The sequence below is a fragment of the Myxococcus llanfairpwllgwyngyllgogerychwyrndrobwllllantysiliogogogochensis genome (assembly GCF_006636215.1).
Classification (GTDB): Bacteria; Myxococcota; Myxococcia; order Myxococcales; family Myxococcaceae; genus Myxococcus; species Myxococcus llanfairpwllgwyngyllgogerychwyrndrobwllllantysiliogogogochensis.
Genome location: NZ_VIFM01000112.1, coordinates 1 through 22,145, shown reverse-complemented (window position 1 = coordinate 22,145; position 22,145 = coordinate 1). Strand labels below are relative to the sequence as shown.

Below are 22,145 nucleotides of genomic sequence, written 5' to 3'. Positions count from 1 at the left end.
CGTTCGAGGAACGAGGGACTCGCACTTTTGTGCGAGTCCCTTCCTGCGGTCATCCCGAGATGTCAGCCGCAGGTGCCCATGCCACGGCGCTGACAATCCGCCGTGTTGATGCAGAACGAACCGTCGACCGAACATCTGCCAATCAATCCCGCCTGCTCGCCTGACGTCAGCGTGGCGGGGTCCTCGGCAAACGCGCCGCCTACGGAAGGCGGTGGAGACTGCATGGACGTGGTGGCGAACAGGCCCGTGGTGAGGGCCATCATCATCGCTCCTCCAGCAACCAGCTTTCGCATCATCAGTCACTCCTGGGGTGTGAGGCGGCGGGAATGATGCGCCCGAAGGGCGTCAATCCAAGACAGGAAGCTTCCAGGGACTGTCGCTCGACCGACAGCGCATGAAGGGATTGCTGGAGGGTTGTGTGTGGGTGTGATCCGAAACTGCTGGCTCCTGGAAACATTTGCACCTGAGTTGTAGTGGTCTCCTTGGTTTCGAGCGGTCGACTTTCGCCATGGGTTCGGGTTGTGCAGACTCAAGGAGGATTCAGGCGCTCATCGAGGGAGAACACCATGCGGCTTGGAGTGATTGCGCTGTCCATCGCGATGTGGACCGTCGCCTGCGGAGGCGGCGTCGAGGATGAAGGGACTGAACAGTGGGGTGCGCAGTCCGCGAGGCTCGTCATCACGACCGAGGACCAGGTCGTGGCGCGACTGCCCGCGAGCACAGGGGCGATTTATGGCTACGCCGAGTACCTGCCGCCCGGCTACCTGACCTCCCCCAACACTTCGTATCCGGTCATCATCCACTTGAATGGCCTGACGGAGTTCGGCACCTCCACCACGGAGGCAAACCTGCTGGAGGTCGTCTCCCGGCATGGGGCGCTGAAGAAGATTCGGACCACGAGCGAGGGCAAGGCGTACTTCGGCCAGAAGCAGGTGATGGTCTTCTCGCCTCGCGCCCCGACGAACTGGGTGCCAGCGGACCTGAACGCCTTCGTCGACTTCCTGGTGGCCAACTACCGAGTGGATCCGACGCGCATCTACCTCACGGGCCTCAGCTATGGTGGCTACGGAAGCTGGAAGTATGCGTATGAGTACGGCCACCGGCTGGCGGCGCTCGCGCCCATGGCCACCAACATCGGAGCTCCGGGCCCCACCATCACCAAGTTGTTGAACGTGCCCGTGTGGGCGGTGCATTCGTATGCGGACGGCTCGTCGCTGTCCGCCGAGCGCTCCTGGATGCAGGGCGTGACGAAGAACTACGGACAGTTCCAACTGGTGGCGGTGGCTCAGTCGACCACGACGCAGACGTACCTGTTCCCCGGCGCATCCAGCCCCACGTGGACGTCACAGGCCGGGGTGGTGGCGACCGGAACGGCCATCGGTCGCCTCACCGTGCTGCCGGGCTCAGCCCACGACTGCTGGACGCAGCAGTACAACAACTACGCGTTCTGGGATTGGCTCCTCGCGCAGCAGCGCGCTCCGGTGCCCTGAGTCCGTGAAGCTCAAGCGGCTGACTGCGCGCGCTGGACCTGTCCCAGCATCAGGGTGGACAGCTCGCGCAGGGAGGGGCCGCTCACCACTTCCATCGTGGAGACCTTCACGCCCAGCTCGCCTTCGATGGCCGTGACGATTTCCAGGGCCATGATGGAGTCCATTCCCAGTTCACGCAGTGGCTGGGCCGTGTTCAGCGCCCCGTCCTGCGTGCGCATGACCCTCGCGACGATCCGAGACAGCGTCCGGGTGATGAACTCGCGGCGGGCCTCGTCATCGAGCCCTCCCAGGGCGCGCTCGATGAGCCCGCCACTCCGCTCCGCGCCTGCAGACGGCTCCGGCGTCTCCAGCAGTCCGACGAGCCGGCGTGAGCCGCTCCAGGGAACGAGCGCCGCGCCCAGGCGATTCCAGTCCACGTCCGCGATGGCCAGTTGCACGGGAGGGGTGTCCAGGACGCGTCCGAGCGCCTGGAGCGCGGCATGGGTGGACAAGCCTCGCAAGCCCAGGTGCTCCAGGTGCTGCGCCACGTGGGCATTGCGCGCGACGAGCCCGGCTTCACCCAGCGCACCCCACTGAATCGCCGTCGCCGCCAGTCCTTGCTTGCGGCGGTACACCGCGAGTTGGTCCAGGAAGCTGTTGGCCGCGACGTAGCTCCCCTGTCCCGCGTTGCCGATGAGCGAAGAGATGGAGGAGAAGAGAATCAGGTGGTCGAGTGGCAACGCTCGGGTCATGAGGTGCAGGTTCCAGGCTCCCTGTGCCTTGGCGGCCATCACCCGTTCCAGCGAGGCCCGGTCCAATCGCTCCAGGGGCTTGTCGTCCAGTGCGACCGCGCAATGGAAGACACCTCGCAGCGGCGGCAGCTCGGCATGGAGCCGCGCGAAGATCTGCTCCAGGTCCGCATACCGGGCCACGTCCGCCGCGAGCGCATGGACCACCACTCCCTGAGCACTCCATGCGGCAAGGGCCTCACGTGCTTCTTCGGACTGGGCCCCCCTGCGGCTCACCAGCACCAGGTGCCGCGCTCCTTGCTCCACGAGCCAGCGCGCCACCTCCAGGCCAAACCCTCCGAGGCCGCCGGTGACGAGGTAGGTGGCGTCCGGTGCGAGTCGCTCGCGCCGCGCGGGCTGACGCACACGCAGCGCCGGGTCCTTCAGGGAGATGCACACCTTGCCGATGTGCTTGCCGCGCGCCATGGCCCGAAAGGCTTCTTCCACCTGACTCGCCGGAAAGGAGCGCGAGGGCAGGGGACGGAAGCTCCCCTCCTCGAAGCGTTGCATCACCTCCTGGTACAGCTCGCGCACTTCTTCGGGTCGGCTCTCCAGGAGTCGGTCGAAGTCCACGGCCGCGTACATCAGGTTCTCGTTGAACGGGCGCAGACGGAGCAGCTCATCCTGCTCGAAGCTGGCCTTGCCCAGCTCGATGAACCGGCCGAACGGCGCCAGACAGTCGAGGCTTCGCGTCATGACTTCGCCGGGCATGAAGTTCAGCACCACGTCGACTCCGCGCCCGCCCGTCCAGGCGCGCACGTCCTCCGCGAAGCTCACGTCCCGGGAGTTGCTGATGTAGGTGAGGCCTTGGTCTCGCAGGTACTGACGCTTCTCTTCGCTGCCGGCCGTCGCGATGATTTCCGCGCCACACCACCGGGCCACCTCGATGGCCGCCAGACCCACGCCACCGGTGGCGCCATGGATGAGGATTCGCTCGCCCCGGCGCAGCCGGGCCACGCGCACCAGTGAGTGATACACGGTCAGGAAGACGATGAGGTTGGCGCCCTGTTCGAACGACAGGTGCTCGGGGAGCTTCACCACGTGGCCGGCGGGCAGCACCACGTGTGACGCGACGAAGCGCGGGGCGACGCCGTAGACGCGGTCTCCGACGGCGAAGTCCGTCACTCCCGCACCCACGGCGCTGATGCGTCCTGCGCCCTCCATGCCGATGGCGTCGCCGATATAGGTGTTCTGCTTCACACGCGCCGAGAGCAGGCCCAGGGCCTTCATGATGTCCTTGAAGCCCAGGGCGGTGGTCTCCACCTCGATTTCGACTTCACCGGCATCGGGAGCGCGGCGCGCTCTCGCGACGAAGCCGAGTGTGTCGAGTCGGCCTTCCTCTCCCAGTACCAGCTCATGGCCCATCCCCGCGGGAACCGGCTCCAGCGGCTGGGTTCGCGAGAGGGCGGGGGACGACGTCATGAGAGAGCCGCGCACGAGGCGCGAGGCGTGGAACAGCCCACCGCGCTCGGCGACCTCCTGCTCCGTGCCCAGCCCGCTCAGGCGGACCAGCAAGGCCTCCACGCTCGACGGAGTCGCGTCCAGGTCCACCCAGGTGAGGCGAAGGTCCGGCCGCTCCGTCATGGCGGTACGGGCCAGCCCGAGCAGTGGTGCGTGTTCCAGCGAGGGGAGGTCCGACGGTGTCGGCGCAAAGGGGCGAGGTGTTGCGCCGAGCGCCATGCCTGCCGCCGAGCCGAACTCCGGCCGCTCCGTCATGGCGGTACGGGCAAGACCGAGCAGTGGCGCGTGCTCCAGCGAAGGGACGTCTGGCTGTGTCGGCGCGACGGAGTGGATTTCGGAAACCCGTGAGGCTGCCTCCGCTTCGTCGAGCACGGACTCGGCGCGCGTCGTGACCAGGTAGTAGCGCTCGACCCGCCCTGGGCGCAGCGATTGGACCATGCGCAGGAGGGCATCCGCAGCATCCGTTCCGCGCGTCACCGGAGCCTCGCTCTCGGGCGCTGAGTCCAGCCAGCGCAAGTCCACGAGCCGCACCCGCTCTTGCTCCATCCGCGCACCGAGAACGGTCTCCAGTGCCGAGGTGTCAGAGGCATGGTGCCAGCCACGCGCCCCTGACTCGGGCAGGGAGCCGCCGAGCACCACCCACGTGACCTCTTCACGCACCTCCGGCTCCGAGGGCTCGATTCGCTCCCACCGCCGCAGGTACACCGAGCGCTCCAGGAGCGTCTCTTCGTCCGAAGCGGCGCGGGGCAACAGGCGGCAGGTGAAGCCGGTGACTTCGGCCACGACGGTGCCGTCCTCGTGCATCAGCGTGATGTCACCGCGCAGGGTTCCTCCGCTCACGGACAGGAGTCGCCCGTGGGCAATCAGCTTCCGACCCGGGAGTGCGAGCAACTGGATGCGCTCGATGCCCGTGGGAACGATGTCGTGGTGCGCATCCTCCGTCGCTCCCGCGATGAGGCTGTGGAACGCCGCATCGAGCAACACGGGGTGCAGGTGGTATCCGCGCTCGTCCACGGAGTCGGGGAGGGCAAGTCGTGCGAGCACCTCCCCCGGCGCGCGGTGCAATGCCACCACGGCGCGGAAGGCGGGGCCGTAGCGCAGCCCTCGGCGCTCCAGTGACGCGTACAGCGCCTCGGGTGTCGTCAGGTCCGACAGCCTGGCCTGGAGCGTCACCACGTCCACGGTGCGGCTTCCCCGCCCCGAGGAGACCAGCTTGCCTCGCGCGCAGACCACGGGCTGCTGTTCCTCGTCCTGTCGCTGGACGAGGAAGCGGGAGGTCTCCGAGGAGAAGCTCAGGCGCACTCGCGGGCTCGCGGCTTCCCGGAGCAGCACCGCCGACGCGAGCTCCAGCTCCTCGATGCAGCAGCGCGCATCTCCCGTGAGCGCGTGCCGTGCCGCCAGCGCCAGCTCGACATGCCCCGCGCCCGGAAAAAGCAGGCTCCCGGCCACCTGGTGGTCCGCGAGATAGGGCAGCGCCGCGAGGCTCAGCTCCGACGTCCACGTGGGTGACGGGCCAGGCTCGGAGTCCACCAGCATTGGATGTCCCGCGAAGGCGCGCCGCCGACGCGAGGAGCGGAGGCTCTCCTCCCAGTAGACCTTGCGCTGCCAGGGCGTGCGCGGGGCGCCCGCGAAGGCTCCTGCTCCGAAGTAGCCCTGCCACGAGACACCCGCGCCCAGCACATGGAGCCTCCCCAGCGCGGCGGTCATCGTCTCCTGCTCGGGAGTCTCTCGCACGAGCGACGCGAGGACCTCTCCGCGGGCCTTCGACGCGCTCAGCACATCCCGGATGGACGAGGCCAGGACAGGGTGCGGTCCCACCTCGACGAACGTTCCATGCCCGTCCACCACGGCCTGCTGGAGCGCCTCCGCGAAGCGCACGGAGCCTCGGACATTGTTCCACCAGTACGTCGCGTCATGGCGCTCGGTCTCCACCATGAGTCGCCCCGACACCGTCGAGTAGATGGGGATGCGCGGCGCGCGGGGGCGCAGCGGAGTCAGGGCGGTGAGCAGCTCGCCCTGAAGCGGGTCCATGAGGGGGCTGTGATACGGCACCTCCACCTGGAGGAAGCGGTGGAAGCGCTGGGTGGAAGCCAGCTCCGCGGCCACGCGTTCCAGCGGTGCTCGCTCTCCCGCGAGCGTGACGGAGCGCGCGCTGTTGATGGCCGCGACGGCGATGCCAGGACCATGGCGCTGGACCTGGTCGAGCGCTTCATCCGGACCGAGTCCAACGGCCAGCATCGCCCCCTGTCCCGCCATCCGCTGCTGGAGCCTGCTGCGGTGAAACGCGGTGAGCAGCGCATCCCTCAAGTCCAACGCCCCGGATGCCCAGGCCGCGCCGACCTCTCCAATGCTGTGTCCCACCACGGCGTCGGGAATGATTCCCCACGAGGCCCACAGTCGCGTGAGCGCCACCTGCAGCACGGCGTTGGCGGGCTGGGCCACCTCCGTGCGGGTGATGCGCGAAGACGCCGCGTCCCGCGTCAGCTCCTCCGCGATGGACCAGCCGGAGAGCTCGCGAAAGAGGGCGTCGCATTCCTCCACGGCGTCACGGAAGACACGCTCGGTGGTCAGGAGCTGCCGCCCCATCGCCCACCACTGCGGGCCCATCCCCGTGTACACGAAGAGGAGCTTGCGTCCCTCGGGCGGCTCCGCGACGAAGTCCAATCCGGGCACATCGCGCTGGCCGTTCGCGAAGGCGCGCAGTGTGGCCACCAGGGCTTCCCGGTTCGTGCCTCGGACGGCCAGGCGATGGCGCGGGTGCGTGCGGTGCACGGCCGCGTCGCGGCAGAGTTGTTCCGGTGTGCCGCGTCCCGCCTCCAGCCAGCCGGCGTAGCGGCCCGCGAGCTCGGCCAGCGCCTCGGGCGACTTCGCGCCCAGTGGAACCAGGTGAGGGCGTCCCTCGGCGCGCCGGGGTGTCAGGGTGGCCACGCGCGGGGGCGGCTCGGCCAGGACGACGTGGGCGTTGGTGCCTCCGTAGCCAAAGGAGTTCACGCCCGCGACACGCGGCTCCGTCCCGCGAGGCAAGGACTCCGGACGCGTGGGGATGTGCAGCCCGAGTGCATCGAGCGGAATCCGAGGGTTCACCTTCTCCAGATGCAGGTGGGGTGGGACGGTGCCGTGCTTGAGGACGAGGGCCGCCTTGATGACGCCCGCCACTCCCGCCGCCGCTTCCAGATGGCCCAGGTTCGTCTTGACCGAGCCCATCCGGCAGCGCTCTCCATCCGTGCGACCCACGCCTGTCACCGTGCCGATGGCGCTCGCCTCGATGGGGTCTCCCACGGGCGTGCCCGTGCCATGTGCTTCGACATACGAGACACGCAGCGGGTCGACGCCGGCCTTCGCGTACGCCTCGCGCATCACCGCCACCTGGGCTTCCGCGTTGGGCACGGTGATGCCCGGAGTCCGTCCGTCCTGATTCACGGCCGTGCCGAGGATGAGTGAATGGATGGGATTGCCATCGCGCAGCGCGGCGGACAGGGGCTTGATGACCAGCACCGCGGCGCCCTCGGCACGCACGTAGCCGTCCGCCTGGTCACTGAAGGCGTGGCAGCGTCCACGCGGGGACAGGAACTTCCCCTTGGACATGGTGACCTGCGTCTCCGGAAGGAGGAGCACGTTGACGCCGCCCACGAGCGCCGCGTCGCTCTCCTTCGCCCACAGGCTCTGACATGCCATGTGCAGCGCGACGAGCGAGGACGAGCAGGCCGTGTCCATGGAGACGCTGGGGCCTCGCAAGTCATAGAAGTACGACAGCCGATTGGAGAGCATCGTCAGCGTGCTCGCCGTCGCCGAGTGGCTGTCGAGCCGCTCCCGGTTGTCCGGGCTCGCGTGCAGGATGAGGTTGTCCATCATGAAGCCACCGACGAAGACGCCGGTGCGGCTGCCCGCCAGGGCGCTCGGGGGAACACCCGCGTCCTCGAGCGCCTCCCAGGAGACCTCCAGCATCAAACGCTGCTGTGGGTCCAGGGCGTTGGCTTCGCGCGGGGTGATGCCGAAGAAGCCGGGCTCGAACTCGCGAAGGTCCTGCTGGAGCAGGCCCGCGCGCTGGACATGGCTGCGCCCGGGGGCCCGGCCCGAGGCATCGTGGAACTTCTTCGGGTCCCATCGCTCCTCGGGGATGTCGACGATGCACTCGCGCCCCTCCATCAACACCTTCCAGAAGCTGTCCGTGTCCTCGATGCCTCCGGGAAGCCGGCAGCCGATGCCGACGATGGCCAGGGGCTCGCGCGCGGCGCCGGGCATGACGGCGGCACTGGCGCGAGGCGGGTTCAAACCGAAGCGGCGGCGCAGCTCCTCGGTGGGCTCCGGGCTGCGGGCTTCATGTCCCAGCACACCCTGGATGATGCGGGAGGGAGGGACGGTGCCCTTCGCGTCGCGGACGACGGCGCGTACCTGGGCGGTGGCCACCGGACGCTCGGGCTCCGAGGGACGTCGGAACTCCTGCTGGAAGTAGAGCCATTGCTCGTCCCACGCCACCAGTCGCGTGCCCAGTTCGTACTTCTCGAACAGGCGCAGCGAGCCCCGGAACTGGAGCGACGTCTCTCCGACGGGGACGACCCAGCGGTGTTGAAGCAGGTCCGACAGGAGGCCCGCGCGCACGAGCAGGTCCACGCGGCCCAGGTCCATCATCGCCAGATAGCGGCTGTTGTTCATGTGGCCGAAGAGGTCCAGGTCCGTGGGCAGGACGCGCCACTGCGTGACGCTTTCCTCCAGGGGGCCCAGCCGTCCTCGGGTCTGTCCGCGCAGGAGGGTCTGGAGCAATCGGAGCGAGGGCTTCATGGTGAGTCCTTTCGGGCGAGGCAGGGGCGTCCGGACATGCGCCGGCGCGGCGGTCACCCGGTTCGCGGGCGCCGTCAGAAGAGGTGGAGGAAGGAGGCGTCGCGACCGTCAGGCCGCGCGGAGCGAAGAAGACTGGCGGACGATGTCGCCCAGGACGTTGCGTCGCAGGATGACGGAGGCGGCGAGGACGCCGGACATGAGCGATGCGCCCACGCCGACGGAGACGGCGTCCTGTCCCACGAGGAGCAGGTCGCGGATGGGAAGTCGCGAGCGGAGCCACGGTTGCCGGAAGCGCTCCGGGCTGTGCTCCAGTCCGTAGATGGAGCCCTGCAAGCGATTGGAGAAGTGCGCGGTGCTGAGCGGCGTGGACAACTCCTGGTGCTCCACCCTCCCGCGCAGCCGAGGGAACTGGGCGAAGACGACGGAGAGCAGTCGCTCGGAGAGCTGGGCCTTGAGGGCCTCGTACTCGGGCCCTCGCCGATGCCAGCGCGTGCCCTCCCATTTCTCGAACCAGGAGTAGGGCACGGGACACAGGGCGGTGAGCGTGGAGCGCCCCGGGTGGCGCTGAGCCCACGAGGGGTCCCTCGCGGAGGAGGAGCTCAGGTAGACGACGGGAAGCGGCGCCGAGGCGTCAGCCCTGAACGCGCGCAGGTTCGCGTCGTGGTCATAGCCGGCGTGGACCCACACGTTGGTGGCGGGCAGGCCCACCTCCTCGGGTGTGCCTCGGAGGCCCAGGTACAGGCCGAGGTGTCCGATGGACTGGGGAATCCGTTGGAGGGCTCGCACGGCCTCGGGAGGTCGCCAGGCCTCCGGGAGCAACACCCCCAGCGTCTGCGCCGCGCCCGCGCCGCTGACGACATGCCGGGCAAGGAGTTCTTCGCCGCTGACGAGGCGCACGCCCAGGGCACGACCGTCTCGTACGAGGATCTCCTTCACCTCGGCACGGACGCGAACCTGTCCCCCGGCGCGGGTGATGACCGGGGCGATGTGGCCCAGGATGCTTGCGGCGCCACCCACGGGATAGCAGCCGCCCTCCAGGTAGTACTCGGCCATGAGGGCGTGCATGGCGAAGCTGCTGTCTCCGGGAGGAAGGGCGTAGTTGCCCCACTGGCCGGTGAGGACACCCAGCAGGCGCGAGTCCGACGTGAGCGAGCGCAACACGTCCCGCGTCGTCCGGTTCGAGTGGCGGCGGAAGGGCCAGCCGAGCGCGGGATAGGTGAGCGGCGTCAGCCAGCGGGGGAGGACGTGCTGGATGAAGTAGCGCTGGGATGCTCGCTCCACGCCGCGCAGCAGCTTCAGGTACGTGGCGATGGCCTTGCGCTCGGCGGGGAAGGCGCGGCCCAGCTCGGCCTCGAACGCCTCCGCGCCGGTGACGAAGTCGTAGCGCTGGTCGTCGAAGACGAGCCGGTCATAGACGCGGTCCATCCGCGCCCAGCCGAGCGCTCCGTCGGTGACGAAGTCGAACACGCGTCGCAGCGGGGCGTCGGGGTCATGCAGCTTGCCCAGGCAGTGCACGCCGACATCCCACTCGTAGCCCTTGCGTTGGAAGGTGTGGGTCATTCCTCCGGCGACGGAGTGGCGCTCCAGCACGAGCACCTTCAGGCCGTGCCGCGCGAGCACCGCCGCCGCGCCCAGTGAGCCGATTCCCGAGCCGATGAAGATGGCGTCGAAGGGCGCACCCCTCGCGGGCGCGTCAGCGCGTTGAGAAGGAAGTGTCATGGAGTGAACCTTTCAGTCCCGGGCCGGCGCGGGAGGTGTCGCGGTGGCCAGACGCCAGAGCAGCGCGGGGAGGCCGACGACAGGCCTCAGGAAGAAGTGACGCCGCTGCTCCGGGGTCAACAGGCGGCGCAGGAAGAAGTGCAGGCGAAGCTGCTGGTACCAGGGCAGCGCGGGCGCCAGGTGATGCGCCAGATGACACGGCTGTCCCCAGGGCCCGCCTCCGAGGAGCAGCCCCCAGAACCCCAGGCCCAGCTCTCGCGTTCCATTCACCCGGTCCAGGGGCATGAAGAGGTGCTCGGTGCTCTCGCGGAGCCGGTCCAGGACGAAGCTGAGCCAGCTGCCGACGAGGAACAGCGCCACCCCGGTGAAGAGAAAGCCATGCAGCCAGGTGGCCAGCACCGCGCAGAGCGCGAGGTACGCGTTGGTCAGCGCGACGGAGAGCCGGCGGCTGCGAGTGTGTTCCTGGGGCCGCCACGGGAAGTAGTCCGAGTGGCTGAGCATGGGCGCCAGCGGGAGCAGGCTGCCCAGGAGCCGACGGAAGCGGACGAAGTGGGTGAAGGAGCCGTCGTCGGGCGTCCCCAGGCTCCGGTGATGACTCGCGTGGGCCTCCGCGTAATGGAGCGGGTCCGCGAGGAAGAGCCGACAGGCATTGTTCGCGAGCACCCGCAGCCCCCGCGCCACGCGGCCCCTGCCGAGGATGAGGAGGTTGTGCGCGGCGCCCTCGTGGACGCTGAAGGTGACGATGCCGCACACCAGAAAGCCATGCACCGCGCCCGACACCACCCCCGCCAGCACCGTGCCGCCTGGGGTCGACAGGGGCCACGGCAGGAGGGAGGGCAGCAACGTCAGGGATAGCAGGTCCGCCGCGAACAGCCCCAGGAGCAGGAGCACGTTGACGGTGTCGTGAAGCGCGGGGTGCGCGCGGAACTGTGATTGATAGTCGCGGGCCCGGTTCCGGATGGCGTCGAGCTGCGGCTGGGTGAGGACGGGAAAGGCTCCGAGCGCGAGCTGCTGGTACGCGGCGGCCCGCTGCTGGTCATCGGGATTCAGATTCATGGAGTGGAGAGCCGTGGCGACAAGCGCTGGAGGTGCAATCAGGATGTATTTGATTGCACCCCGGCTCAACTCGCATGGCTGCTCACATTCCCGTCTCCGAGGGGAACGGGGGCCTCGGAGCGTGCTCCACGGGCCTATTGCTCATATTTCTGTCGAGGCGCGGTGGACGTGTGCGGCGGGTGGCTGAGTGCCGCGGGCTCCAGGCGGAGGTAGCCGAGCACGAGCGCGCACAGCTCCTCCGGGAACGCTTCGTTCGTGAGGTAGTCGGGACGGTCCATGCCCGCGGAATGGCAGAGCGCCTCCAGCGTGTGGACGATGATGAAGACGGCCATGTCCAGCTCACGCGGACGGATATCCTCCAGTCGCGCCGCGAGGAAGGTTCTCACGAGACGGGAGAGCTGTTGCTCGAAGGTGTCCACGTAGCCCAGCGGACGCAGCACCGGCAGCAGGACATGCCGGAGCGGATCAAGCTGGGAGCGCAGCCGCTTGCTGGAGAGGATCTGCTGGATGATGGCGCGGACCGCGATGTTCAGCGGCGCCGAGGCGAAGTCGCGCAGCGCCGTCTCGAGCTCCGCGAGCCACCGCGTGCCGTGGTGCTCCAGCACGGCGAACACCAGCCCCTCCTTGTTCGGGTAGTACTGGTAGAGCGAGCCGATGCTGACGCCGGCCTCCTGCGCGATGTGGTTGGTGGTCGTGGCCTCGTAGCCGTCACGGATGAGGAGGCGGGCGGTGGCGGTGAGGATGGCATCGCACGTGGCCTGGGCCCGCTGCTGGCGAGGGTGCTTCCGACGAGAAGAGGGGGTGCGCGGCATCACGGCTCCTTGAGCTGTCCCCAAGCATTTCAAGGAGCGGTGCTCACGGTCCAATCGGGATTTCCAGCGCCTTGTCAGACTACCGGGGGCACTTTCGTAAGTGTCCAGCGATTTTCGCCCCGTGGGGTTCGCTCCAATGTTCGTCAGGTTTTGGTGGCAGGAACCCACGCTTTCGATAGAGGAAGGGGCGCGCTGATGGCTGGCGCCCTGTTCCCATCCCCGCTCCCGAGGTTTTCATGTGGTCTCGCTCGCGCTCGCTCCGGCTGGCGCTCGTTGGAATGTCGTCCTGCGCCGCGCTGCTGGCCGCCTGTCAGAAGGCAGCCCCGCCGCAGGAGTCCTATGGGCCTTCCCAGGTCACCGTCGTCACCCTGAAGGCGGAGTCCGTACTCCTGACCCGGGAGCTGCCGGGTCGTACCAATGCCTTCCTCGTCGCCGAGGTGCGGCCCCAGGTCAACGGGCTGGTCCAGCGCCGGCTGTTCACCGAAGGGGGCGTGGTCAAGGCAGGCCAGCCGCTCTACGAGCTTGAGGACGCGACCTACCGCGCGGACTACGGCAGCGCCAGGGCCGCGCTCGAGCGTGCCCAGGCGACCTTGACGTCGGCTGCCCTGACCGCCAAGAGGTCGGCCGAGCTGACCCGGCTGGAGGCCGTCACCGCGGCGGACAACGAGAAGGCGATTGCCGCCCTGGGCCAGGCGGAGGCGGACGTGAAGGCCGCCCAGGCCGCGTTGCAGCGAGCGAGCGTGACGCTGAACTACGCCCGCATCACCTCACCCATCGCCGGGCGCATCGGCAAGTCGTCGGTCACCCAGGGCGCGCTCGTCACGGCCAATCAGCCGACGGCGCTCGCGGTGGTGCAGCAGTTGGATCCTCTCTACGTCGACGTGAGCCAGTCCAGCGGCGAGCTGCTGCGGCTGCGCAAGGAGCTGAGCGCTGGGACGCTCAAGAGCACCGACAGCACGCCGGTGACCATCCTCCTCGAGGACGGCAGCCGCTACGAACACCCGGGCTCTCTGACGTTCTCCGACGTGACGGTGGACCCGGGCACGGGCAGCTTCGCGCTGCGCGTGACGGTGCCCAACCCCGACCAGTCCCTGTTGCCCGGGATGTACGTCCGCGCCCTCGTGGGCAACGGGCTGCGCCAGCAGGGGCTCCTCGTGCCTCAGCAGGGCATCGCCAGGGACCCGAAGGGAAACGCCACCGCCCTGGTGGTGGGCAAGGACGGCAAGGTCGAGCCGCGCGTCGTCCAGGCCAATCGGACGGTGGGCGACCGGTGGTTGGTCGACAGCGGCCTGGTCGAGGGTGACCGGGTCATCATCGAAGGCCTCCAGAAAATCCAACCGGGGATGCCGGTCCAGGCGACCGAAGCCCCCTCGACTGTCGCGAAGCCAGGGGAAGCCGAACCCCTGGTCCCCGCGAAGTCCCAAGAGTGACCGGACCTTCACATGGCACGATTCTTCATTGATCGACCGATCTTCGCCTGGGTTCTGGCGATCATCATCATGATGGCCGGCGCGCTGTCCATCACCCAGCTTTCCATCGCGCAGTACCCGGCCATCGCGCCCCCCACGGTGACGGTGAACGCCGTCTATCCCGGTGCCTCCGCGAAGGCCATCGAGGACTCCGTCACGCAGGTCATCGAGCAGAGCATGAAGGGGCTCGATGGGTTGCTCTACATGTCGGCGACGAGCGAGTCGAACGGCTCGGCCAACATCATCCTGACGTTCCGCAACGGCACCGACCCGGACATCGCGCAGGTGCAGGTGCAGAACAAGCTGCAGCTGGCGACGCCGTTGTTGCCGCAGACCGTGCAGCAGCAGGGCATCTCCGTGAGCAAGGCGAGCACGGGCTTCCTGCAGGTGATTGGCTTCGTCTCCGAAGACGGCAGCATGTCGGGCGACGACATCCAGGACTTCGTCGCCACGAACATGGTGGACCCCATCTCCCGCGTTCCCGGAGTGGGCGCCACCCAGGTGTTCGGCACGAAGTACGCGATGCGCATCTGGCTGGACCCGAACAAGCTGGACACCTACACGCTGACGCCGACCGACGTCATCGGCGCCATCCGGGCCCAGAACCAGCAAGTGGTGGTGGGGCAGTTGGGTGGAACGCCCGCGGTGCAGGGCCAGCAGCTCAACGCGACGGTGACGGCGCAGGACCGCCTCCAGACGGCGGAGCAGTTCCGGAACATCATCGTGCGCGGCAATTCGGAAGGCTCCCTGCTGCGGCTCGGGGATGTGGCCCGGGTGGAGCTGGGCTCCGAGGACTACAGCGTCATCAGCCGCTACAACGGCAAGCCCGCCACCGGCGTGGCCGTGTCGCTGGCCACCGGCGCCAACGCGCTGGAGACGGCGCAGGGCATCACCGCCGCGCTGGAGGAGCTCAAGCCGCTGCTGCCGAAGGGAATGAAGGCGGTGGTGCCGTTCGACACGACTCCGTTCGTGCGAGTGGCCATCATGGGCGTCGTCTCGACGCTGCTCGAGGCCATCCTCCTGGTGTTCCTGGTGATGTACCTGTTCCTCCAGAACTTCCGCGCGACGCTGATTCCGACCATCGCGGTGCCCGTGGTGCTGCTGGGGACACTGGGGGTGCTCACCGCGTTGGGGTACTCGGCGAACATGCTGACGATGTTCGCGATGGTGCTCGCCATCGGTCTGCTCGTCGATGACGCCATCGTCGTCGTCGAGAACGTCGAGCGACTGATGAGCGAGGAGGGCCTGTCTCCCCTGGAGGCCACCCGCAAGTCGATGGATCAGATCACCAGCGCGCTGGTGGGCATTGGCGTCGTGCTGTCCGCGGTGTTCGTGCCGATGGCGTTCCTCGCGGGCTCCACGGGTGTCATCTACCGACAGTTCTCGGTGACCATCGTGACGTCCATGGCGCTCTCGGTGCTGGTCGCCATCGTGCTCACGCCGGCGCTCTGCGCGACGCTGCTCAAGCCGATTGCGAAGGGACACCACGCGAAGGAGACGGGGTTCTTCGGGGCGTTCAATCGCGGGTTCGACAAGAGCAATGCGCAGTACCAGCGGGCGGTGCGCGGAATCCTGTCGCGGAGCAAGCGCTTCATGCTCGCCTTCGTCGCGATGGTGGCGGTGATGGTGGTGTTGTTCCTTCGCCTGCCGAGCTCCTTCCTTCCTTCGGAGGACCAGGGCTTCCTGTTCGCGATGGTGCAGACGCCCGTGGGTGCGACGCAGGAGCGCACCATGAAGGTGATTGAGCGGGTGGAGCGGCACTTCCTCGAGAGCGAGAAGGACACCGTCAACGCGATGTTCAGCGTGCAGGGCTTCAGCTTCGGCGGCAGCGGTCAGAACGCTGGCGTCGCCTTCATCAGCCTCAAGGACTGGGCCGAGCGGAAGGCGCCCAATCTCGGCGTCAACGCCGTGGCGGGCCGGGCCATGGGAGAGCTGGCGCAGATTCAAGATGCGCTCGCCTTCGCCTTCCCGCCTCCCGCGGTGGCGGAGCTGAGCACCTCCGCGGGCTTCTCCTTCTTCCTGAAGGACAACGTCGGTCTGGGCCACGAGGCGCTGACCGCCGCGCGCAACCAGTTCCTCGGCGCGGCGTCGCAGAGCAGCCTGCTCGCGAACGTGCGTCCGAACGGACAGGAGGACACGCCCCAGTTCCGCGTCGACGTCGATGTCGCGAAGGCCTCCGCGCTGGGGCTCGCGACCGCGGAGATCAACAACACGCTCTCCGTGGCGTGGGGTGGGCAGTACATCGACGACTTCATCGACCGGGGTCGCGTCAAGCGGGTGTTCATCCAGGCCGATGCGCCTTTCCGGATGGCCCCCGAGGACTTCAACCGCTGGTCGGTGCGCAACATGAAGGGTGAGATGGTTCCGTTCTCGGCCTTCGCGAGTCCGCGCTGGGGTTCGGGTTCGCCTCGGCTCGAGCGCTTCAACGGCGTGTCGGCAATGGAGATGAACGGCGAGGCCGCTCCGGGCGTCAGCTCCGGCGTGGCGATGGCCGAAGTGGAGCGGCTGGTCTCCCAGCTTCCGCCCGGCGTGGGCCTGGAGTGGACGGGGCAGTCGTACCAGGAGCGCGCGGCGGGCGCGCAGACCCCGTTGCTCTACACGCTCTCGCTGCTGCTGGTCTTCCTCTGCCTGGCGGCGATGTACGAGAGCTGGACGATTCCCACCGCCGTGCTGCTCGTGGCGCCGCTGGGAATTCTCGGGACGGTGCTGGGAAGCACGCTGCGGGGCATGGACCGCGACGTCTACTTCCAGGTCGCGATGCTGACGACCGTGGGACTCTCCAGCAAGAACGCCATCCTCATCGTCGAGTTCGCGAAGGAGAACCTCGACAAGGGCATGGAGTTGATTGAGGCGACGTTGAGCGCGGTGCGCTCGCGTCTGCGGCCCATCCTGATGACGTCGCTGGCGTTCGGCTTCGGCGTGACGCCGCTGGCGATTGCGTCCGGCGCGGGCTCGGGTGCGCAGCGAGCCATTGGCACCGGTGTGCTCGGTGGCATGATTGTCGGCACGTTGCTGGGCATCTTCTTCGTGCCGCTGTTCTTCGTCGTCGTGCAGCGGTTGTTCAACCGACGCAAGCCCGTGTTGGACACGCCTCCCGAGGCCTGAGTCGAAAGGCTTCCAGGCTGGAGTCCGCCTTCGTGGCGGGCTCCGGCCTCGGGAATCGAAACAGGACCTCCGCAACTCTCTTGAGTGTCGTGGGTTGAGAGGGAATGCGCTCCCTCCTCCTGCTGCTCCCCGTCGTCCTGACCTGTGCCGCCTGTGGTGGGGCGGAACCTCGCCATGCGCCCCTCTCCGAAGTGGGCGCCACGGGCCCATCGCTCGAAGCCGTGGCGACGGCGTGTGTGCCTGGCGCCTCGGTATCCTGCTCCTCGCTTGCGTCCGCCTGGTCCGGGGGAACGGCCACCTGTCGGCCCTCGGGCAATGGCTACAACGTGACCGCGTGTACTCGCGCCGGCAATCCCATGCGCCGGTTGACGGAGACGGTGCGCCCGGCGCTTCGGGACGTCCGCTGGACGGATGCCCGGTGCAACCTGGGCGACGAGTTCGTCCTGGAGGTCACCTTCCCCCCAGTTCCTCCGGGAGGGGCTCTTCCGACGCAGTGGGTGCTGCGCCTCGAAGGCGGTGGCTTCTGCGCGTTCGACAGCGAGAGTCCGCTGGGGGGCTGCGGCAATCGGGCCATCGACCTGGTGTCGTCGGTGAACCTGCCGGCGGACCGGGCGCTGCGTGAGCGCGATCCCGCGAGCCCCGACGACTTCAGTGGCGCCATCGATGTGCTTGGCCATTACTGCTCGAGTGACTTGTGGACGGGTACGGCACTGGATGCGCCCGACATCACCTACAAGGGGACGCAGCGGGATTGGCGCTTCACGGGGGCCTACAACGTGGAGGCGATGCTCGCCGTGCTCGTCGAGCGGTATGGCCTGGACGACAACAAGCCGCTGCGCGTGTTGTGGCGGGGTGGCTCGGCGGGAGGCTTTGGCGCCTTCAACAACACGCATCGCGTCGTGAATCGACTCCCCAAGGCCGCGAAGGCGGGACGGCTGCTTGTCTTTCCGGGCGCCGGGTACCTGCCGCTCGACTGGAATCATCCAGACTATCCCGTGCTGGGGATTGGCTCGGGGCTGGAGGCCTTCGAGCAGTTGACGAGCATCTGGAAGTCTTCGCTCACTCCGTCCTGTGTGGCCGCGCGGACGCCGGGGGACCCCGTACATCCTCCGCACGAGTGCATCAGTGGTCCGGTGCTCTACGACATCATCACCGCACCCGTGTCGGAAGGGGGCTTCGACCTGCCCACGCTTGTCTGGCAGAACCGCCAGGACCAGCTCTACATGTCGAACACCGGGCTGCCGTTCCAATCGACGACCAACACCCCGGCGGAGCGCGCGGCCCGTGCCACCTGGGTGGAGTCCATGAATCGGGCCATGGGAATCACTGGAGACAACACATCGTCGCGCATGAAGTGGCTCTTCGCGCCGAGCGACCCCGTCGTGCTCCGCGCCAACGGCACCACCGAGCCGAACGTGCATGCGGCGCTGCTCTACAACAGCGACCCGCCGACGGGGCCCGCCAACTCGCTCACCTCGGTGCTCTCGCGGTTCTGGAACACGATGCTCGACTCGGCTCCTGGGCGGGGTCGTGCCACTGGCGAGGTGCACACCTTCGATTGCAACTGGGTGCCCTCTCGCGACGCCACGGGCTGCGACTGACGCTGGTGAGCGTCACGGGCTGAGAGGAGAGGCATTGGCACGAGCCAGTGCCAGTGCCTCGCGAATCTCCCACTCGTAGACGCTGAGTCCCTCGCGCTGCAGGCCGGGCAGCAGGTCGCCGAAGGCGTTCGCCTCCACCACTCGGTGCCCGGTGAAGTGCTCCTCGAACATCAGGTCGATGCCCACGTGAAGGCAGTCATGGGCCCGCGCCACCACGCGGCAGCTCTCCATCGCGGCCTTCCATTCGTTGCGCGGCACCGCTGCTTCCAGCTCCTCCGGCTCGCCACGCCAGCCGCCCAGGTGCAGGTTGGTGATGGGGCCTCGGCTCTGGCGCACCACCGTGAAGGCGGGCTCCCCACCCACGGTGAGCACCCGACAGTCGAAAGTGTCGCCGCCCAGTCGCGCCTTGGGAATCGAGCGCTCCACCTGTGAGCCCTCGCGCAGCAGGAAGCCCAGCACGTCCTCCACGCGCTCCGGCTCCGTGATTCGACGCACCTTGAGCGAGTTGTACCAACCCGTCGGTGCCTGCTCGATGGTGGTGACCAGCGACTCCCGCTCGCGGTGTCTGCGGAAGATGGCCAGACACGACGCCGACGAGCCGCAGGACACCTTCACGAAGACCTCGCGCCAGTCCTCGTCGTCCATCCGCTCGCGCAGCGAGGCCACGTCCGTCACTCCGTCCAAGGGCTCCGGCACGGGCACCCCCAACGCCGCGTACCTCCGCGAGGTGATGCGCTTGTCGAACAGGTCCGCGATGCTCGCGGGCGATTGGAGCACCCTCCAGCGAGGCCGCTCCCGGAACACCGCCTCCAGCTCGGAGAGGACTCGCAGGAAGCCCAGGTGCCCCTGTCGTGGAGCCAGGATTCGCCCGTGGTCCTCGACGAGCGCGTCCACGTCCTCCGGCGCGAGCACCTGACAGCCGTGCTCCAGCGCGTCTTCATGGCCGCGCTTGAGCAGCGCCTTCTCCACCTCCCAGCTCTCCCCCGCGGCGTCGATGCGGACAAAGGCGTCCGTGTCGGGCAGCCGCGCGAGGAGGGCGGGGTGCTTCACCAGCTCCCGCCAGGGCACCACCGTCGCGGGAGGAAGGCCCTGGCGGGCCAGCGCGTCCTGGAACAACGTGACGCGCCGGTTCTCGGCGTTGCCGATGAGGATGAAGTCAGGCACCGCCGTCATGGAGTGCTACTCGCCCACCGCCGCGTAACGGTATTCCTCGTCGTAGTCGCGCTGGCTGCCCGCCGCCACCGTCGCGGCCAGTTTCGCCACCAGCTTCTCGCCGGCCTTGGTGAGCGTGTTCTCCGTCACGTCCAGGTGCTTGAGGTGCTTGAACGCCGCGGCGTTGTCCGCGAGCGTCTGCGCGCCCGTGTCCGACAGACAGCCCATGGACAGGTCCAGCTTCTCGAGCTGGGGGAGGATCTTCGCGGTGGGCAGCGCCTTCGCCAGTTCGTCCGTGAACTCCGAGTTGCGCAGGCCCAGCACCTTGACGTTCGACAGTCCCTTGCCGTCGAGGATGGGCTGGATGTCCTCCACGCCGCCCTCCGCGCCGTAGTTCTCCGAGCCGAACCAGACCTCCAGCTTCTCCAGCTTCGGCCAGTTCGCGCTGGCGATGGACTTCACCGCGCCCAAGGGCAGGCCGCCCGTCTCCATCGAGAACTCACGCAGCTCCGGCAGGTCAATCTTGCCCAGGTCCGCGTCCGCGCCGCGCAGCCGCAGCGAGCGCAGGTTGGGCAGCACCTTGTAGAGCCCCGTGACGTCGTTGATGTACGACCAGGAGATCTCCGTCTCGTCCGGGTACTCGAAGTCGCCGAGGAACAGGCTGCGCAGCGTCGGCATGCCCTTCGTCTTGACGATGGCCTCGACGACGCCGGCGTAATAGTTCTCGCCCTCCATATCCACCATGCCGATGGTGAGCGACTGGAGGAACTTCGCGGAAGGATGCGCGAGCAGCTTCACCAGCGTCTCGGGGACCTCCAGTTCGGAGTCGTAGTCCTTCTTGCCCAGCCGCGCGTCGCGGATGAAGCCCAGGTGCCACTCCACCTTGAGCTCCTCTTCGGACCAGGCCTTGGCCAGTCCACCGAGCAGCAGCGCCTTGTGCTTCTTGATGTGCGCGGTGATCTGCCGCTTGAGGGTGGAGGCCTCCGTGCCCTCGGCCTTCGACACCGCGTGCTGGAGCGCGACCAGCTCGCCGCGCGGGTCGCCCTGGCTCTGGAGCCAGTCGCCGTAGACCAGGTACGCGTCCACGTTGGCCGGGTCCTTCTGGATGGCGGCCTCGAGTTCCGGGTTGGACTTGCCCTCGACGCTCGGCGACTCGTCGTCCCCGTCCTCGCCCCCTTCACCGTCGCCCACCAGCTCGTAGCCCTTCTTCTCCTTCTCGCGGACGAGCTTGTCGTACTCCTTCTGCGCCGCCTCGGGAGAGTCGAAGGACTGCGTCTTCTCCTGGCCGTCGGTATCGATGCGGCCCCATCGCGTCGTGAAGGACTTTCCTTCGAACGTGATCTCCCAGAACTTGTTGGAGCTGCCTTCCTTGAACTCGTACCGCGGCATGGCCCGTCCTCTCCTGCGCCAAGCGTGGCGCTTCCCGGACCGGACGCTAGAGAAGCCCTCGCGCAAGCTCAAGCGTCGTTCCGGTCCAGGCCTCCCATGGCGTCTCGGGAGAGCCTCCCTCGGCGCCAACTTCCGGGATTTCACGCGCGGGTGAAGAAGTTCCCCGGCCCGGCACATGGAGCCTCGGGCTCGGCTCGCTCAAGTCCAGGTGATGCACCCCCACGCGGGCGGGCACCTTCGTCGTGTCGAGCCGCGTTTGACGGGTCGCGTCGAGCAACAGCACGTCCACCCGGGCCCGCTTCGCCTGCACTGCCGCGTTCGCCAGCACCTCGTCGGAGTCTCGTGGGGTGAGAATCTCCGCGGTCCCCCGGGCTCGCCACTCGCGCAGCAGCAGCTCGCACAGGCCGCGCTCCGCCTCCAGCGGGTGGGGCCCGTCGCCATCCCAGGGGAAGGCGACCTGGAAGCGCAGCTCCTGGTCTCCCAGCCACACGGACAGCCGGCGCACCAGGCACAACACCAGTCCCATGGCCACCACTGCGCGCTGCCACCGCACGCCGGTGTCCTTCACCCGCGCGTCCGCGAGGCTCGGCGGGAGGACGAAGGTCACCACGCGGCGACGACGCACGGCGAGGCTTTCGTCGCGGGTGTAGTAGAGCAGCTCGCCCTCGACGTAGCGCACGTCGAACAAGTCGAGCGTGGGCTCATCCTCCATGTAGACGAGCTCGGAGGTGACCAGGTTCTCCAGGCTGCCCACGTTGGAGACGGAGGAGAACCCGCCCTGCGGAAACGCGGCGTCATCCTCCAGCGCGGTGGGCGCGGGGCCGGTGGACACGGGGCGTGCGCGGAGGCGGGGCGGAAGGGCGCGCGAGAGGGCCTCGGCGGCTTCCACCGCCTGTTCCAGCGCCAGCCGCTGCGCCTTGCCCTGGAGGTGCTCCAGGTTCTCCAGCGTGAAGGCTTCCGCGTCACCCAGCAGGGCACTCGCGCGCCGGGCCCCGGTGCTGAGGGACTCGTAGCCCTGGGCCAGCTGCTCCAACGCGGGGCCGGGCTCGCGCAGGGAGGTGTATCCGGATGACAACAGTTCCCCAGGTGGACGTTCCAGGACGCGCCGCGCGAGGGCGGGGCTCACGGAGGTGCCGGCGGTGAAGCCCATGCGGGAGAGGAGGCGGGCCACGAGGAAGGCCACGCCTCGGGGCCGCAGCGGCTCCGGCAGGCGGGCGAGCGCGGCGGACACGGCCTCCAGGTGAGGCTCGGCGGCGAGCCTCGCGAGGACATGGTCGTCGTAAGCGCGCACCGCGGCGCGAAGGCGGGGCAGGGTGTCGGGGATGGGCAGGGATGGGGCCAGGGG

The 22,145-nt window shown here is 68.4% G+C and carries 12 protein-coding genes; 4 read left to right on the top strand and 8 right to left on the bottom strand.

The genetic code is table 11. The features are described from left to right. Positions 1-62: 62 nt before the first annotated feature. On the bottom strand, positions 63-296 hold the full coding sequence (locus FJV41_RS25630; RefSeq protein ID WP_141645177.1) for a hypothetical protein: 234 nt from the start codon (positions 294-296) through the stop codon (positions 63-65). A gap of 270 nt (positions 297-566) precedes the next feature. Here FJV41_RS25630 and FJV41_RS25625 point away from each other — a divergent pair, with 270 nt between their 5' ends. Continuing rightward, positions 567-1,490 (top strand): carboxylesterase family protein, encoded by a 924-nt coding sequence (locus tag FJV41_RS25625; protein WP_141645176.1) that lies wholly within the window; start codon positions 567-569, stop codon positions 1,488-1,490. 11 nt (positions 1,491-1,501) lie between these two features. Here the strand turns inward: FJV41_RS25625 and FJV41_RS25620 are convergent, their stop codons facing one another. The 4 genes from FJV41_RS25620 to FJV41_RS25605 all read right to left on the bottom strand — a co-directional run bounded on the left by FJV41_RS25620 (position 1,502) and on the right by FJV41_RS25605 (position 12,084). Beyond that, positions 1,502-8,497, bottom strand: a complete 6,996-nt coding sequence (locus FJV41_RS25620; protein ID WP_141645175.1) for a type I polyketide synthase — start codon at positions 8,495-8,497, stop codon at positions 1,502-1,504. A 108-nt stretch (positions 8,498-8,605) separates the two neighbouring features. Next, entirely contained in the window at positions 8,606-10,216 is a 1,611-nt protein-coding gene (locus tag FJV41_RS25615; RefSeq protein WP_141645174.1) for a phytoene desaturase family protein, read from the bottom strand. Between the two features lie 12 nt (positions 10,217-10,228). Next, positions 10,229-11,272, bottom strand: coding sequence for a fatty acid desaturase (locus FJV41_RS25610; protein ID WP_141645173.1), 1,044 nt, complete (start codon positions 11,270-11,272; stop codon positions 10,229-10,231). Positions 11,273-11,406: 134 nt separating this feature from the next. Next, positions 11,407-12,084 (bottom strand): TetR/AcrR family transcriptional regulator, encoded by a 678-nt coding sequence (locus FJV41_RS25605; protein WP_141645172.1) that lies wholly within the window; start codon positions 12,082-12,084, stop codon positions 11,407-11,409. Positions 12,085-12,320: 236 nt separating this feature from the next. Between FJV41_RS25605 and FJV41_RS25600 the strand changes: the two genes are divergently transcribed. The 3 genes from FJV41_RS25600 (at position 12,321) to FJV41_RS25590 (ending at position 18,259) form a co-directional block, all read left to right on the top strand. After that, complete coding sequence (locus FJV41_RS25600; protein WP_174462303.1) at positions 12,321-13,514, top strand: efflux RND transporter periplasmic adaptor subunit; 1,194 nt, start codon at positions 12,321-12,323, stop codon at positions 13,512-13,514. Between the two features lie 12 nt (positions 13,515-13,526). After that, complete coding sequence (locus FJV41_RS25595) at positions 13,527-16,658, top strand: efflux RND transporter permease subunit (RefSeq protein ID WP_141645171.1); 3,132 nt, start codon at positions 13,527-13,529, stop codon at positions 16,656-16,658. Between the two features lie 104 nt (positions 16,659-16,762). Further along, positions 16,763-18,259 carry a pectin acetylesterase-family hydrolase gene (locus FJV41_RS25590; RefSeq protein WP_141645170.1) on the top strand — a complete coding sequence of 499 codons (1,497 nt, stop codon included), beginning with the start codon at positions 16,763-16,765 and terminating at the stop codon, positions 18,257-18,259. A 12-nt stretch (positions 18,260-18,271) separates the two neighbouring features. Here the strand turns inward: FJV41_RS25590 and FJV41_RS25585 are convergent, their stop codons facing one another. From FJV41_RS25585 to FJV41_RS25575, 3 genes are all read right to left on the bottom strand, one after another. Beyond that, positions 18,272-19,432: an STM4014 family protein gene (locus tag FJV41_RS25585; RefSeq protein WP_141645169.1), complete on the bottom strand. Its 1,161-nt coding sequence runs from the start codon at positions 19,430-19,432 to the stop codon at positions 18,272-18,274. A 6-nt stretch (positions 19,433-19,438) separates the two neighbouring features. Beyond that, positions 19,439-20,800, bottom strand: coding sequence for a WGR domain-containing protein (locus tag FJV41_RS25580; RefSeq protein ID WP_141645168.1), 1,362 nt, complete (start codon positions 20,798-20,800; stop codon positions 19,439-19,441). 46 nt (positions 20,801-20,846) lie between these two features. Then, positions 20,847-22,145: hypothetical protein (locus FJV41_RS25575; protein WP_141645167.1), on the bottom strand; the 1,299-nt coding region annotated here is incomplete at its 5' end.

Bases quoted from the DNA above. Each gene is read 5' to 3' on its own strand.
- FJV41_RS25630 (WP_141645177.1), bottom strand. From the start codon at position 296: ATGATGCGAAAGCTGGTTGCTGGAGGAGCGATGATGATGGCCCTCACC.
- FJV41_RS25625 (WP_141645176.1), top strand. From the start codon at position 567: ATGCGGCTTGGAGTGATTGCGCTGTCCATCGCGATGTGGACCGTCGCC.
- FJV41_RS25620 (WP_141645175.1), bottom strand. From the start codon at position 8,497: ATGAAGCCCTCGCTCCGATTGCTCCAGACCCTCCTGCGCGGACAGACC.
- FJV41_RS25615 (WP_141645174.1), bottom strand. From the start codon at position 10,216: ATGACACTTCCTTCTCAACGCGCTGACGCGCCCGCGAGGGGTGCGCCC.
- FJV41_RS25610 (WP_141645173.1), bottom strand. From the start codon at position 11,272: ATGAATCTGAATCCCGATGACCAGCAGCGGGCCGCCGCGTACCAGCAG.
- FJV41_RS25605 (WP_141645172.1), bottom strand. From the start codon at position 12,084: ATGCCGCGCACCCCCTCTTCTCGTCGGAAGCACCCTCGCCAGCAGCGG.
- FJV41_RS25600 (WP_174462303.1), top strand. From the start codon at position 12,321: ATGTGGTCTCGCTCGCGCTCGCTCCGGCTGGCGCTCGTTGGAATGTCG.
- FJV41_RS25595 (WP_141645171.1), top strand. From the start codon at position 13,527: ATGGCACGATTCTTCATTGATCGACCGATCTTCGCCTGGGTTCTGGCG.
- FJV41_RS25590 (WP_141645170.1), top strand. From the start codon at position 16,763: ATGCGCTCCCTCCTCCTGCTGCTCCCCGTCGTCCTGACCTGTGCCGCC.
- FJV41_RS25585 (WP_141645169.1), bottom strand. From the start codon at position 19,432: ATGACGGCGGTGCCTGACTTCATCCTCATCGGCAACGCCGAGAACCGG.
- FJV41_RS25580 (WP_141645168.1), bottom strand. From the start codon at position 20,800: ATGCCGCGGTACGAGTTCAAGGAAGGCAGCTCCAACAAGTTCTGGGAG.